Origin of the sequence: Sphingomonas citri (assembly GCF_019429485.1) — a bacterium.
GTDB lineage: Bacteria > Pseudomonadota > Alphaproteobacteria > Sphingomonadales > Sphingomonadaceae > Sphingomonas > Sphingomonas citri.
Map to the genome: position 1 here is coordinate 1,430,430 of NZ_JAHXZN010000001.1, position 13,377 is coordinate 1,443,806.

Sequence of the window (13,377 nt, forward strand, 5' to 3'; positions counted from 1 at the left end):
CTGGCGGTGAGCTGGGTCGGGTCTCACGTGACCGATGCCTGCGCGCAGGAGGTACCTTCCGGGCGGCCGGCCGCCACCATCGACGCAGCACCGGACATCGTCGTCGTGGGCCGCCGCGGCTCGGCCGTCACCGACATTGCCCCGCTCGCGGAGCTGGACGCAGACGCTATCGCCGCGCTCGGCGCGCAGAGCCTGGACGAGGTGAACCGCGCCATCCAGGGCCAGACTCGCGCCGCCGACGGATCAGCGCCGATCCTTCTGCTCAACGCGCAACGCGTTTCGGGCTATCAGGAGATCCAGTCGCTCCCGCCCGAGGCAATCGAGAAGATCGAGATCCTGCCTGAGCCGGCAGCGCTGCGGTACGGCTTTCCACCGTCGCGACGCGTGGTGAACTACATCACGAAGCGCCGCTTCACCCAGGTGGAAGCGCGCACGGCGCTCGGATCGACGCTGCCGACCGGGCGCGGGACGATCAATGCTCGCTCGGGCTACACCCACCTGCGCGACGACGCGCGGCTCACCGCCAATCTGGACTATGCCCGCTCCGATCCGCTCTACTGGTCCGACCGCAGGCTTCAGCCCGATCCCGACGTTCCGTTCGACGCGCTGGGGAACGTCACCGGTCTTGCCGGGGGTGCGATCGACCCGGCCCTGTCCACGCTAGCGGGGGGCACCGTCATGATCGCGCCGGTTCCGGCCGACGCCGGGGCGCGCGAAACGCTTGTGGGCTATGCTGCGGCGGCCAATCGGCCGCGCCTGTTTGATTATGGACGCACCCTCACGCTCGCGCCCGCCAATGACACGATCAAAGGCGAGGCGGTTTTGGGCGCTCGTGTCGGCGCGACACTCGGCGCATCGCTGTCGCTGTCGCTTGAGCACAGCCGCGATCGCTCACTGGCAGGACCGGCTTCCGCCTCGCTGATCGTTCCGCCGAGCGACCGCTACTCGCCCTTTGCTGGGCCGGTGATGCTGAACCGCTTCCTCACCGAAGCGACTCCGCTCCATGTGTCCGAGGGGCGCACCACGCTCGCGGTCGGCGCGACGCTGCGCGGCGCTCTCGCAGGCTGGCAGTGGGACGCGACTGTCGCGCTGAACCAGACCGTCCAGAGCGGTGTCACCGAGCGAGCGATCGACCTATTCGGCGCGCAGGCCGCGCTCGTCGGCGGAGCCGACCCTTTTGTGCCGCTAAGCTCCGCCCTGCTCGCGAAGCGGCTGACCGATCGAACGTGGCAGCGTACCCGCACGCTCGCGGCCAAGCTCGTCGCCAGCGACGATCCCTTCCTCCTGCCCGCCGGCCGCGCGACTGTCACCGCCACGTTGGAGGCAACGCGATTGTCCGCAGCCTCCTCGCTGCGCGGCGTCGACACCTTCGACCTGCGGCTGAGGCGGAACCAAGCCGAGGTCGGTCTGGCGCTCAACCTGCCGCTCGCCTCGCGCGCCAACAACGTGTTGGGGGCGATCGGAGACGTGTCGGCGAGCGCGTCGGTGAACGTTCGCCAGATCGAGCGCTTCGGTACCCTGTCCGACAACACCATCGGGCTCGCCTGGACTCCCTTCCGAGGACTGCAACTGATCGGCTCGCTGCGCCGCAGCCGAGCGGCGCCCGATCTGATCCAGCTGTCGGCCCCGCCGCGTACGCTCGAGAACGTGCCGCTGTTCGATCTCGCCAGCGGACGCACCACGGTCGTGACGCTGTCGCGGAGCGGCAACCCCGCCCTCCTGGCCGACCGTCGCACAATGCGATCGCTGTCCCTCACCTGGAAGCCGTGGCAGAACAGCGAGCTGAGACTGGCAGCGTCGTACGAGGTGACGCAGATCCGCGACCAGACCGGCGTCCTGGTGACGCTCACGCCGCGGGCCGAGGCGCTGGTACCAGAGCTGTTCGTCCGCGATGCCGGTGGACGCCTTCGCTCGGTGACCTTTCGCCCAATTAACTTCGATCTCGAGCGTCAGCGCAAGCTGCAACTGACGCTGACCTCGAGCGGCCGGATCGGCAGGTCTCCGCTAGCGTCGAGCAAAGGCGAGGCTTCGCCCGGCGACGAGCGGCCGAGCTATTATCTCGGGCTGATCCCGACCTACGCCTTCGAAGACCGGTTGCGGCTCCGCGAGGGTGCCTTCTTCCTGGACCTGCTGAATGGTGACACGATCGGGAGCTACGCGCCGCGCGTCTCGGGCTATGCTTATGCCGGGGCGAACAAGCGCGGCTACGGCGGGACGCTTGGCCTCTACTACGGCGGCGAACGCCTCATCCGCGGCGATGATCGGCTCAATGACCTGCGTTTCGCCTCCATCTTCCAGGTCGCCCTCTCCGCCTATGTGCCGGTCTCCGGCCTCCTCCCCGACCGAGACTGGGCGCAACACCTGCAACTACGGCTGGAAGGTGCCAACCTCCTCGACTCCCGTCAGCAGGTGCGGAACGGCAGTGGGGCTACCCCCAGCCGGTACCAAACCGACTCCATCGACCCGCTCGGCAGGACCGTGACCGTCTCGCTTCGCAAACGATTCTGAGGAGACAACCTCCCAGTACCGGGTGGGACCCATAAGCCGCCACTCAGGGCTACCTGGCCCCCTCCCACCTTCGGACGCTTGTTCATCGTGCCGCTCGAACCGTCTAGGGCGTTCCGCACAGCTGTCCGCTGGCCTGATTGGCGGCTTTGAGACTGGCCGCTTTCGAGCGACGAAGGCCGAAGAAGCAGTTATTATTCGCCCCGCCGCCTCCTTGCTTGCGCCTCTTGCCAATCAGTTCGGCTATACCCCCGGAGGCCTCGGTACATCGACAGACCAAAAAGTAGCAGGCTGAGGACGATACCTATCGGCAAGCCCCAATCGTATAGTACGTCGCCGGGTGCGGTGCCCGCTATGTATCCAACGATTCCAACCACCAGGATTGGGACGCACCAGAGCAGCTTTTGGGCAAAGAGAGACACCGGATTGAAGCGGAGCCTCTCCCAATCCTTGTCTATCCAATCGATTAGAGACCTAAGCGCTTTCACGACGCCCTCCTTCAGCCATCGATAACACTGTGAACGATTGTCGCCTATCAGGAAGGCCGTAGGTGAGCCCGAAGGGCCAACCATGGGCGCTTTCGGCCCTCTGCCCTCTCGTTCCGAGGACCCAAAAGCGGCCATTTAGCGCCGGCTGCATGCTTCCCCAGAGCCGCCGTTTGTTCATGCGACGATCGCCTCCGTCAACCATTTGACGGCGACATCGGGGGAGGTGTCATGCGGCTTCTCAGCGGCGTACGCTTACGTTAGCTTCTGGTGATGACCAATCCTCAAGCCGATGCTCTCGCGTTCGAGAGCCCGAAGGATCTGGCCTGCTGGCTCGCTGAGCACCACGCGGACAGTGCGGAGCTTTGGGTCCGCATCTACAAAGCGGGATCGGGCCAGCGCTCGGTCACATGGGCTGATTGCGTCGTAGAGGCGATCCGCTTCGGCTGGATCGACGGCTTGAAGCAGTCCGGCGACGAGCGCTCCTACCTCCAGCGTCTAACGCCGCGTCGGGCGGGGTCGAGTTGGTCAACCAAAAACCGTGAACATGCCGATCGGCTGATCGCTGAAGGGCGCATCACCCCCGCCGGGCTCGCCCATGTCGAGGCCGCGCGCGCTGATGGACGTTGGGATGCCGCCTATGACGGCTCGGCCACCATGGTCATTCCGCAGGACTTTCTGGACGCGTTAGCGTCCCTGCCCGAGGCCGAAGCGTTCTTCCGGACGCTTGACCGCAAGAACCTGTACCCGATCTACTACCGCCTGCAGACGGCCAAACGGCCGGAGACACGCGCGCGCAGAATGCAGCAGATACTTCAGCAGCTCAGTCGAGGTGAACGCTTCCACTGAGACCCAGGATCGGTCACTCAGGGCCACCTGACGCCCTCCCATCTTCGGGCGCTTGTTCACCTCGCCGATCGGGCCTTCTGGACGTGCGCCGCTGTCCGGCTGGCCTGATTGGCAGGAAAGCGGATGTTGGACCCGCTGCGACAGCAGCGGGCTCGGTCACGCGATGAACGGCCTCCAACGCCTCATTGCAGCCGCTGCTTGAGCCGCTATCCTCGCGTCGGAGGGTAGTCGTATGGCCATGTTCGGCATCGCACTTTTCTTTGGTCTGCTACTCTGCGGATTAGCGATCCGTGCGAATTCGCGCTTCCGCCGTGAGGATCGACTCCCGATGCAATGGTGGCTGACTGGAGACGTGACGTGGTCTGTTCCTCGGGTCCTGGCTCTCGCATTCATCCCGGCGTTGGCGATCGGCGTTCTGGCGATCAATGCTGCGCTAGCGATGAACCTGCAGCCCCGGCCGGGCCAGGAGGGTATGGTGCTGCCGGGGCTCATCGGCACCGGCCTTCTTTTCCTCATGGTTCAGCGCCTTCACTTCTGGCTCATCGAGAAGACGCTGCGTCGTGGTGACAGCTAACCCTTCTCACGGCGATCGCCACCGCTCCCGATCGGACCTACCTTGAGCGTCTGACATTGGGCGCTTGCGGCCCTTCCCCCTCGTGCCGACGACCCAGAAGCGGCCATTCCCGACATCCTGCCCGCCTCCGAACTCCGGTCATTCGTTCATGTCGGCGACCGAGGCGTTCGGCCACTCGGCGCACGTGAGCAAGACGCACGCGTGCGGCCGAAGCGTTTCGGCAGCCGCAAGGTGCTATGCGCTGGGCGAGACTTTCGCGTTGCCTAAAGCGTTTCGGAGGAGGTCGAGAAAAGCTGCGGCACATTGATTTTGATCAATGGCCTTGGATCCTTGGAGGCATCAGTTGGTCGAAGAACACAGGTCACCGCAGACAATTGGTTCACGTTCTTCGATCGACAACGAGCATTCGTGGAGCCGTCTCCATCTCCTGGCGGCGTGTAGCGCGCTCACCAGCGTGATCATCGGCGCTATCGTGATTGTCGGCTGGACGCTCGACGCGATTACGTTGACCCAGTTCTTTATGGGTCGCAGCGCGATGCAGCCGGTCACCGCCGTATGCGCCGTTCTAACGGGTGCGAGCGTTCTGAGCGCTTCGAGGCGAGCGATCGGGATCGCCTCGGCGCTCGCGCTGTGCGTTACGATCATAGCTATTCAGACGTTGGTACAACACGCTTTCGCCGTCGACTTGGGTACCGACAAATTGTTGTTTCCGCGAGCGGTCGCGGCCCAACCGGCATTTTACTCGTTTCCAGGGAGGATGGCGGAGCCGACCGCGGTATCGTTCCTGCTCATCGCGGTGGCGCAGTTGCTCGCTGCCCGCCACGGGCGCCGCTCGAGCCTGCTGCTCACCGCCTGCACCACGATCGTGCTGATGCTGGTGACCATCGCACTGGCGAGCCATCTCTTCGTCGTCGCCCCGCTGACCGGGATCCTCGGCTTCACCCAGGTCGCGGTTCCTACCGCCTTGGCGCTGGGAGCTAGCGCGATCGGTGTGCTGGCGCTTCGTCCAAGCGAAGGCTGGCTCGGCCTGCTGGTCGGTGAGAGTGTGGCGGCCACTGCCGCTCGGTGGCTGGTGCCCGGCGTCGTGATCGTGCCGACGGTCGTTGCCTGGCTTGCTGCGCGCGGCTCGGCCGCCGGCGTGTTCCCGAACGACTTCCGACTGGCCTTCACGACGGCGCTGACCGTCATCCTGCTTGTCACGCTGGCGCTATGGGGTTCCAGGCAGCTGGACAAGCTGGTGAGCGTTCGCCGGGTCACCGAGACTTTGCGCGAGAGCGAGGCAACCCTGCGCGCGTTCTTCGAGACGGAAGGACTGCTCGCCTCCATCGTCGAGGTGCGTGGGGGCGACGCACGCTATTTAAGCGCGAACCGCGCACTCTCGCGGCTGTACGGCCGTGAGGACGTCAGCGGTCTTGCCGTGCGGGAGGTCCAGCCGCCCGATGACGCAAGTGCCTTTCTCCAACGCGTGAAGCAAGCGCAGGCGAGCGGCCTACCCACCAGCCTCGAGCGATCGATCGAGGCGAGCAACGGAGTGCGGTGGTTCATCGAGACGATCAGCCCCATCGCAGGCAGCCCGGTCGACGCGCCGCGCTTCACCACCGCGGCACTCGACATCACGGAGCGCAAACGCGCCGAAGCGCAGCAGCAGCTGTTACTGCTCGAGCTCAATCATCGTGTGAAGAACACGCTCGCGGTGGTGCAAAGCCTGGCTCTGCAAACGTTTCGTGGCGATCAGGCGACGCCCGCGGCGCGGCGCGCCTTCGACGCACGGCTTGCTGCCGTAGCTGCGGCGCATCACCAACTCGTGCGACAGGATTGGCGTGCTGCCTCCATCGGCGTGCTCGTCGGCGATGTGGTAGGCCCAGGGTGTGGCACGACCTTCGACCGGTTCGACATCGCCGGCCCCGACGTCATGCTCCCGCCGCGCACCTCGGTCTCGCTCGCGCTTGCGCTGCACGAGCTATGCACCAACGCGGTGAAATATGGCGCCCTATCAAACGACTCCGGCCGGGTCGCAGTGAGCTGGTCGATCGTCGGCGAGGCGCCCGGCCGGCTGCGATTGATCTGGCAGGAGAGCGGCGGCCCGCCGGTCAGCGCACCGTCGGCGCGCGGCTTCGGCTCCCGTCTGATCGAGCGGGCACTCGCGGCCGAGCTCGAGGCGCCGGTCGAGCTGATCTTTCTGCCGGGCGGCGTACGCTGTGTGGTCGAGACAATTTTTGCAGAGGCGTCCGCCGACGCGGCTTGAGCGGGAGGTCTCAGCACGGACCATTTCGTCCGGGCAATTGCATTTCACTGCCTTCCGTCGCTGACATGAGACCCAAATCCGACGCTCCCGGCGCCCTCCCAACTCCCAATTTCGGCCGTCCGTTCACCTCGGTCTCGAATCTTTTCGACGGTCCGCAAGGCCCTCAAACGGGCACGGTGCGAGGAAAGCGGCCTGTCACCTTATCGGACGGAAACGGCGAGTTGCGGACGCTTGCTCACTTGGCGATCACAAGGTTCGAGGGCCTTCGTCGAAAGGGCGAGCCGCCCTGCTCTTGAGTTTGCCGGGTACTGTTCAGACGCGGCTGTGACCTTAGACGCTTCGGTATCAAGGATGAAGCGTGGGCATGGATTGCAGAATGATATCAGAATCGCTACTTGAGGCGGCCACCGCAGCGTTCGGGTATCATGATGCCCAACTGATATTCGCTACTTTGCCAGGCTTGCTTCCTTATTAGGTCCCATCCAAAGATCCTCATGAGAAAACGGCAGCCGAATGCTTGCAGCCCACTTTTTGCCATCGATCTGGACAGCTCCTTTTTCCTTTCGAGTGGCAAGGAAAGAACGCACAGCCGGCAACTCCGAGGACGGCATAAACAGACTGTAGGATTCGCCGCGTTTACGTGTTGTCGAACTCTCGAGAGAGGGCCACTGCTTGGGCCAAATAATCGACCGATCAGGAGCGTATTCGTAAGGCCAAATCATGATCTCAATTTCACGAGGGAGCCAAGGTCGGGCGCTCTGAACATAGAATTTGCGAACGCGATCAAGCGCCGCAAGTACCGGATCTGGGATCCTGCTCCTAACATTTCCGTCCTCTAAGGATCCATATATTGAAATTACAACCGGGCTTTTCCCAATGAATAGTAGTAGGTTGTTGATCGGTTGGTCCGTTGAATCTGCAGCTTCGTATTGGCCTGAAAGCTGAGCTAGCTCCGATCCGGCGAATTCTTCAGTGAATTTCTTAAGACCATTCGGATTAAACCTAGCGACACCGAAATCATTCGCTCTTCGAAACAGCACAGTTCCATCGCTGTAGAGCGCGAAAGTCGGTGAGTCGGATCCGACCACCATAAGCCACGGATCTTTCGATAGCAGCACGATTAGCGGAAATGGGGTCGGTGACCCGCGAGCAGCAGCAAGCGCGGCAGGTCGCGTGAAAAACGCTGTTTGCGTTTTATCCGGTTTGAGAGCGCTCGCTTTCGTAGAAGGCGCCGCTGCCTGGCATCCGGCCAATAACACCAGAAGCGAGCAGACGATGCACAACGAGGTGCGGATCAAGGCACGATCGATCATCCCGACAGGCTGACCGAACGGCCGCTCACGAGCAATAAGCTTGACGGCGCTGACTGGCGCTTTTTGGGCGTCGTGGACCGGGCCGCGCCGCGCGCATACCATGGAACTGATCATTGCTCGTCACTGCACGGCGAAAATGCCGATGGCTCCCAGCAGAGCGATAGCGGCGCCCAATAGGGCGAGAACCCCTAGCGTGGCATCATGCCGTCGGCCCGACCTACGGTCGGACACCATGTGCCGGCCGCAATAAATGATGTTTACCGTAAGCAGGACGGGGGAGGCAAGCAGCAGCACCGCCAGCATACTACATATCGCCTGTTGCCAATCTCGCGAACGTCCGCATCGGGGGTTCCTGCCAAACCCTTTGGATGTCCGCAGGTGGGCGCTTGCGACAGCCTGCCCCCTCGTGCCGAGGACCCAGTAGCGGTCACTCAGGAGCCCCTGCCCGCCTCCCAACTCCGGTCACTCGTTCATCTCGCGGGTGGAGCCTTCCGAGCGATCCGCGTAGCTGTCCGGCCGGCTCGATTGGCAGGATTGCCGTCCGGCCGATATGAGAGCGGCGACGGCGTAAGCCGACAAACGCGCCCGTAGAGGGGTATGCTTGGAACAGCGAATTACTAGCGAAGCGAGAGTCTATGCGCAGCGCTGCCGGTATACATGGTTCGCGTATGAGAACATACGAGGAACATGTAAGGAAGTGGGTCTAGTTCCGACGAAAGGGTGAGAGAAAGTTGAGCGAGATCAAGCTTTTCTGATCCACATCAGTTGTCGCCGTCAGATGTGAGCGTAGATTGTATATGGAACGGACAAGTCGCGGCGCCAGTAATCGGGCCGACCTGGTCCTTCATGTGTGGCTTAAGGGCAAGCGGTAGCGCGTATTCGCTATGAGGCGCAGTTGCGCGCCTAACTTCAAGGAGGCCGTATGCCTCGCTTTTTCTTCCATGTGACTGACGGCGTCGACATTAGAGATGAGGAAGGAACGGAGCTTCCAAACCTCAAGGCTGCCCGACGAGTCGCCGTGCAGTACGCAGGCGCGCTGCTCAGGGAAGTCGACAGCGATGAGCTTGATCGTCACGATTGGGTAATGACTGTCACTGATGATACCGGGCTAACGATGTTCACCCTGAACATCTTCCTCATGCTGGCTCCAAGCATCAGCGGCCTAGGAGATCAGGGAGGGGGCAGTGCTACGCATGCCTATGAACGCCTATAATGAGGGACGGCTCGTCGCATTGAGGCGGCAAGGATCGATAGAGGATTGCCCCTATCGTTCCGACCTCATGGCGCAGGAGCGGCAGGAGTGGCTGAGGGAATTTGCGGCCGGAACGTGCCTCGACGGCTTCCTGTCAGTGGCCCCGATGGTCCCTAGGGCGCCGGGGGGCGGCGAGAGGGCCTGAGCGCCGTCAGGTACACCCATAGGTAAACCCACGCCTCGATCGTGGCGCGGTTCGATCAGTCCCGCAGAAAACGTAAGCTCCTGATTGGCGTTGCTGAATGAACGTCCACGATCGAGATCGCTCTGCGCCTCCTCGGATGCCCTTTTATGGGCGCTTGCGCCCCCTGCCCTCTCGTACCGAGGACCCACTTTCGGTCACTCGAAGCCACCTGCCGTCCTCCCAGCTCCGGTCACTCGTTCATCTCGCGATTGGAGCGTTCCGAGCGATCGGCGTAGCTGTCCGGCCGGCTTGATTGGCAGGAGAGCGGAACTTCGCCGTTGAGCGCTTTGGGCTACTCTGCCGGAGGGTTCCTACGCCGCCACGTTTGCCACTCCGTGTCAGCTGTTCGCCTCTTTTTGCAGCAACTCGTAGACGCGCCGCGCATCTGGCACGCGGATAAGCTGTGGCGTGGAATCGAAAGTAGGCTGCCAAATGCCGAAACTATTCTGACCGCTGAAAAGCCCGCCGGACACACCAAACCGTATTGATCCCGAGCCATCCGATCGCTCGTCGAGTTCGATCGTGGGTAGACGTTTTATGTCCAACGACTTTAGCTTCGAACCTCTTGCAATCAAGACGCGTCTGTTCGTTATGAAAATTGAGGTCGATCTACGGATTATCATTTCGGCGAGAAAACGACCGATGATAAAATAGAGACCGATAAGTAGAAATGGCAGGCCAAATATCTTGAATGATAGTTCCGCATCAGTTACCCACACGGAGGCATTCCAGAATAGCGCAAAGCCGCCCCATAGGAAGCTAAAAGGGACCAGGAAAACGTCGACCGAGCGGAAGAGTATGCCGGCGAACGGACGCCCCTCCCAGATTATCTGCTCTCCCGAAAGAAGCTGCGCCCTTGCTCCTGTCACGGATCACCCCCTTTTCAGCCGCGGCTGTATTCCTCAGCAGCGTTCCAAAGCATCTAAGCCAGCTGCACAACGCCCGCAAATGGGTTCTTGCCTTCGCGGCGGGTACGGCGTGGGCGTCGATCCCACCATCCTTGGAAGTGCGAGAGGCTAGGCCGGAAGCACGGCCTTGGTTCTACGCCGCGGTGAAAGCGGCTGGTCGGGTTTCGGGGAGGCGGCCGGGGATAGCTGCCGCGGCGATCGACGTTCCTTTCTCGAGAACGGTCCGTTTAGGATCCTTCTGGTCTAGATGCCTTGGTAAGAACCGCGGATAATGGTACGTCAATTTGGTGAGGTGTGGCGTGGCTATGATCCGAGCTGCTGTTCTGGTTTGCACAGCTGCCCTCTCTGATGCTTCGATCGCCCAATCAGTCACCTCAATCTCGCCATTGCAGGGCGAAGCGTCCGGTCCCCCGGCACGTCCCTCGACCTATCCGCTTACTCAGGCTGACCTGCTTGTGCTTCGTCAGGCTCTGAGGCCAAAGGATGAGCGGACACCGAGGCAGCGCTGTTTGGACAAAGAGCGGCGCATGCTGGGTGGGCACGTTTCCGATCTCGCTGCAGCCGCTACTGACCTGAAGTGCAGTCAGCTGTGACACGCCGCTGAAAGGGCGTTTGTGAACGAACGACCGCCTTAAGGCGGCTGGATTGCGTAGCCGGTGGGAAGGTTTGATGCGCTTCCGGCCCCTTCCCTCTCGTGGCAAGGACCCAAAACCGGTCACTCAGGCGCTCCTGCCCGCTTCCCAACTCCGGTCGCTCGTTCACCTCGCCGCTCGAGCCTTTCGGGCGTTTCGCGCAGCTGTCCGGCTAGTCTGATTTGGCAGGAAAGCGGACATCGAGCTTGCGGCGAACGCGCAGCCGCTGATGCATTATTCGGTCGAAAGTGGGCGGACGCTCACGGCTGAAAAGCCAGCTTGCGCCGCCGCCACCTTAGCTCTGTCTACACACTTCCTTGGTGTCCCCTCACGGACTGAAATGATGACCTCCCGTCCGCCCCACTTCCAGCTTTGTCTTAGATACCTACGAAGGCCCGTTGCCGCTTCATAGTAGCTGTCGGGGCTCTGCCAGTAGGCGCATTTTCCGTCCAACGCGCCGACCACCACGCGAACATCTGGTGGAAGGACCGCGCTTGCAGCCGCGATCAAGCCAATAAGGATCATCGCAAGAGCATGCCTCAGACGGTTCACGCCCACAAGTTAGGCGTTAGCTGCCGTTCCATTTGAACCGCTCTACTTGGGCTTTGTCGCCTCCCATGTGGCGAACGAACGACTCCCGCAGATCGTCATAGTGGGCCTGCCACTTCGCCGGGTCGTCGCTCAGGTCGATGCCATCAGCGGCGAACAGCCACATGACGAACTGGTCTGCCGTCACCTCTCCGCTCGCTGGCAGATAGTCGGTGACGTGGCGCGGCTCACCTCCGACCACCGAACCGCACCAACCCTTCTCCACGCAGACCTCATGCATCATGGCGTCGAAGGCTGCCTGTTCGTTCATGGTACGAGCATACCAGAGCCGATCGACGATGTCCGCTTGTGGGCGAAGCGGGACGTCAGCTCTCGGTGGCGCTTCGCTGAGGTATCTGTCAGTCTCGTCGTCAACGCCTATCGGAGACTCGACATGCGCCTCGTGCCTGCGTCCACCGTCGGCCTCGTCCTCGTACTGTCGTCACCGTCTCTCGCCCAAACTCAGCCCTTGAAGGGGGCGGAAGCCGCGCTGGCCGCTCTCGACATGGAGCAGAAGGGAATGGTTGCCCGCGCCGACGTCGGCGCGCTGGACGCTTTGTCCGCGCCCGGACTGACGATCAACGCCCCCACCGGTCGCGTCCTCACCCGTGCGCAGTTCCTTGCGATGATGCGCGACGGCCGCATCGGCGCGGAGGATTTCGAGCGCACGATCGAGAGCGTCACCGTCGACGGCGACGTCGGCGTTGTGATGGGACGCGAGGTCTTCACGCCCACCCCGCAAAGCGAGCTCGGCCGCACCTACGGCGCGGTTCCGCTCGATCGCCGCTACACCAACGTGTACCGCCGGGAGGGCGGCAGATGGCGCTGGTTCGCGCGGCATGCGAACGTCGTGGCAAAGAGGGCAGCGGAAGCCCGCTAGTCGGCGTGGCGACCCTCCTGCCCTCTCGCGCCGAGGACCCACTTCCAGCCATTCAGGGCCTATCCGGCGCTTCCCGGAACCGGTCATACGTTCATGTGGCGATCACGAGATCAACCTGGACTTGCTTCTCGATCGACGGGCGACACCGCCCGGCATCGCTGCCGGACGGCTGAGCCTGGTCAGCCCTGCGCGGCCATTGTGCGAGCGACATCGGCAGCGCTGATGCCCTCGAGCGCAAGCCCGTAACTGGCGCCCTCATCGATCAGGCGGCGGAGCTGCTGGGTGAGCGCGATGCGGGTGTAGCGGCCGGTGAGCGGCGGGAGTGCCGCGATGCCGTCGGCGATCTCGTGCGCACGGGCGAGCAAGCGGTCGGCGGGCACGATCTCGTTGACCACGCCGTAATCCTTGGCCGTTTCGGCATCGAGCAGCTGCCGGGTCAGCAGGAAGTAGCGGCCGCGGATCGAGCCGATCACGTGCGGCCAGAGCAGGTGCACGCCGTCCCCGGGCACAATCCCAAACTCGAAATGCGGCTTGTCCTGGAACACTGTTTCCGGCGTCGCGAGGATGATGTCGGTCAGCAGCGCATATTCGCTGTGGAGCAGCACCGGGCCGTTGAGCGCGGTGATCATCGGCACCTCGATGTCGAGGATGTTCGACAGCACCTTGCGGCCCTCGCGCAGGATCTTGTCGTAGCCCTGGGGGCTGAAGAAGTCGAAGCCGTCCGGATCGATCGTATCCATGAAGGCATCGCCAGTGCCGGTCAGGATCACCGCTCGAGTGTCGCGATCCTCGCCGATCTGATGAAACAGCTCGACGAACTGCTCGTGCGTGTGGCCGTTGAAAACGAGCTTGCCGCCACCGGTGTGGAGCGCGACCTCGAGCACGCCATTGTCCTTGCGGGTCAGGCGGGCATTGGGGAAAGCGTCACGATAGGTGTCGAACTTGGCCATGGTGCTGATCCT

General features: G+C 62.8%; 10 protein-coding genes. 6 read left to right on the forward strand and 4 right to left on the reverse strand.

Features of this window, described 5'->3' with window-relative positions; all coding sequences use genetic code 11:
• Positions 1–27: 27 nt before the first annotated feature.
• The 4 genes from KZ820_RS22140 to KZ820_RS06635 all read left to right on the forward strand — a co-directional run bounded on the left by KZ820_RS22140 (position 28) and on the right by KZ820_RS06635 (position 6,658).
• Complete coding sequence (locus KZ820_RS22140; protein WP_219747771.1) at positions 28–2,508, forward strand: TonB-dependent receptor; 2,481 nt, start codon at positions 28–30, stop codon at positions 2,506–2,508.
• A gap of 755 nt (positions 2,509–3,263) precedes the next feature.
• Complete coding sequence (locus KZ820_RS21800; protein WP_258047930.1) at positions 3,264–3,839, forward strand: YdeI/OmpD-associated family protein; 576 nt, start codon at positions 3,264–3,266, stop codon at positions 3,837–3,839.
• A 232-nt stretch (positions 3,840–4,071) separates the two neighbouring features.
• Positions 4,072–4,413, forward strand: a complete 342-nt coding sequence (locus KZ820_RS06630) for a hypothetical protein (RefSeq protein WP_219747772.1) — start codon at positions 4,072–4,074, stop codon at positions 4,411–4,413.
• A 343-nt stretch (positions 4,414–4,756) separates the two neighbouring features.
• Entirely contained in the window at positions 4,757–6,658 is a 1,902-nt protein-coding gene (locus tag KZ820_RS06635; RefSeq protein WP_219747773.1) for a sensor histidine kinase, read from the forward strand.
• A gap of 446 nt (positions 6,659–7,104) precedes the next feature.
• Here the strand turns inward: KZ820_RS06635 and KZ820_RS06640 are convergent, their stop codons facing one another.
• Positions 7,105–8,085: a hypothetical protein gene (locus tag KZ820_RS06640; protein ID WP_219747774.1), complete on the reverse strand. Its 981-nt coding sequence runs from the start codon at positions 8,083–8,085 to the stop codon at positions 7,105–7,107.
• An 808-nt stretch (positions 8,086–8,893) separates the two neighbouring features.
• On the opposite strand from KZ820_RS06640, the gene KZ820_RS06645 reads away from it, so the two are divergent.
• The gene (locus KZ820_RS06645; RefSeq protein ID WP_219747775.1) at positions 8,894–9,184 is read left to right on the forward strand and encodes a DUF6894 family protein; all 291 of its coding nucleotides are present in this window, start codon (positions 8,894–8,896) and stop codon (positions 9,182–9,184) included.
• 561 nt (positions 9,185–9,745) lie between these two features.
• On the opposite strand, the gene KZ820_RS06650 is transcribed toward KZ820_RS06645, so the two are convergent.
• Together KZ820_RS06650 and KZ820_RS06655 are read right to left on the reverse strand one after the other, a co-directional pair.
• On the reverse strand, positions 9,746–10,276 hold the full coding sequence (locus KZ820_RS06650) for a hypothetical protein (protein WP_219747776.1): 531 nt from the start codon (positions 10,274–10,276) through the stop codon (positions 9,746–9,748).
• A gap of 1,239 nt (positions 10,277–11,515) precedes the next feature.
• Entirely contained in the window at positions 11,516–11,806 is a 291-nt protein-coding gene (locus KZ820_RS06655) for a hypothetical protein (RefSeq protein WP_219747777.1), read from the reverse strand.
• Between the two features lie 123 nt (positions 11,807–11,929).
• On the opposite strand from KZ820_RS06655, the gene KZ820_RS06660 reads away from it, so the two are divergent.
• Positions 11,930–12,415 carry a nuclear transport factor 2 family protein gene (locus tag KZ820_RS06660; protein ID WP_219747778.1) on the forward strand — a complete coding sequence of 162 codons (486 nt, stop codon included), beginning with the start codon at positions 11,930–11,932 and terminating at the stop codon, positions 12,413–12,415.
• A 179-nt stretch (positions 12,416–12,594) separates the two neighbouring features.
• Here the strand turns inward: KZ820_RS06660 and KZ820_RS06665 are convergent, their stop codons facing one another.
• Complete coding sequence (locus KZ820_RS06665) at positions 12,595–13,365, reverse strand: enoyl-CoA hydratase/isomerase family protein (RefSeq protein ID WP_219747779.1); 771 nt, start codon at positions 13,363–13,365, stop codon at positions 12,595–12,597.
• Positions 13,366–13,377: the final 12 nt, after the last annotated feature.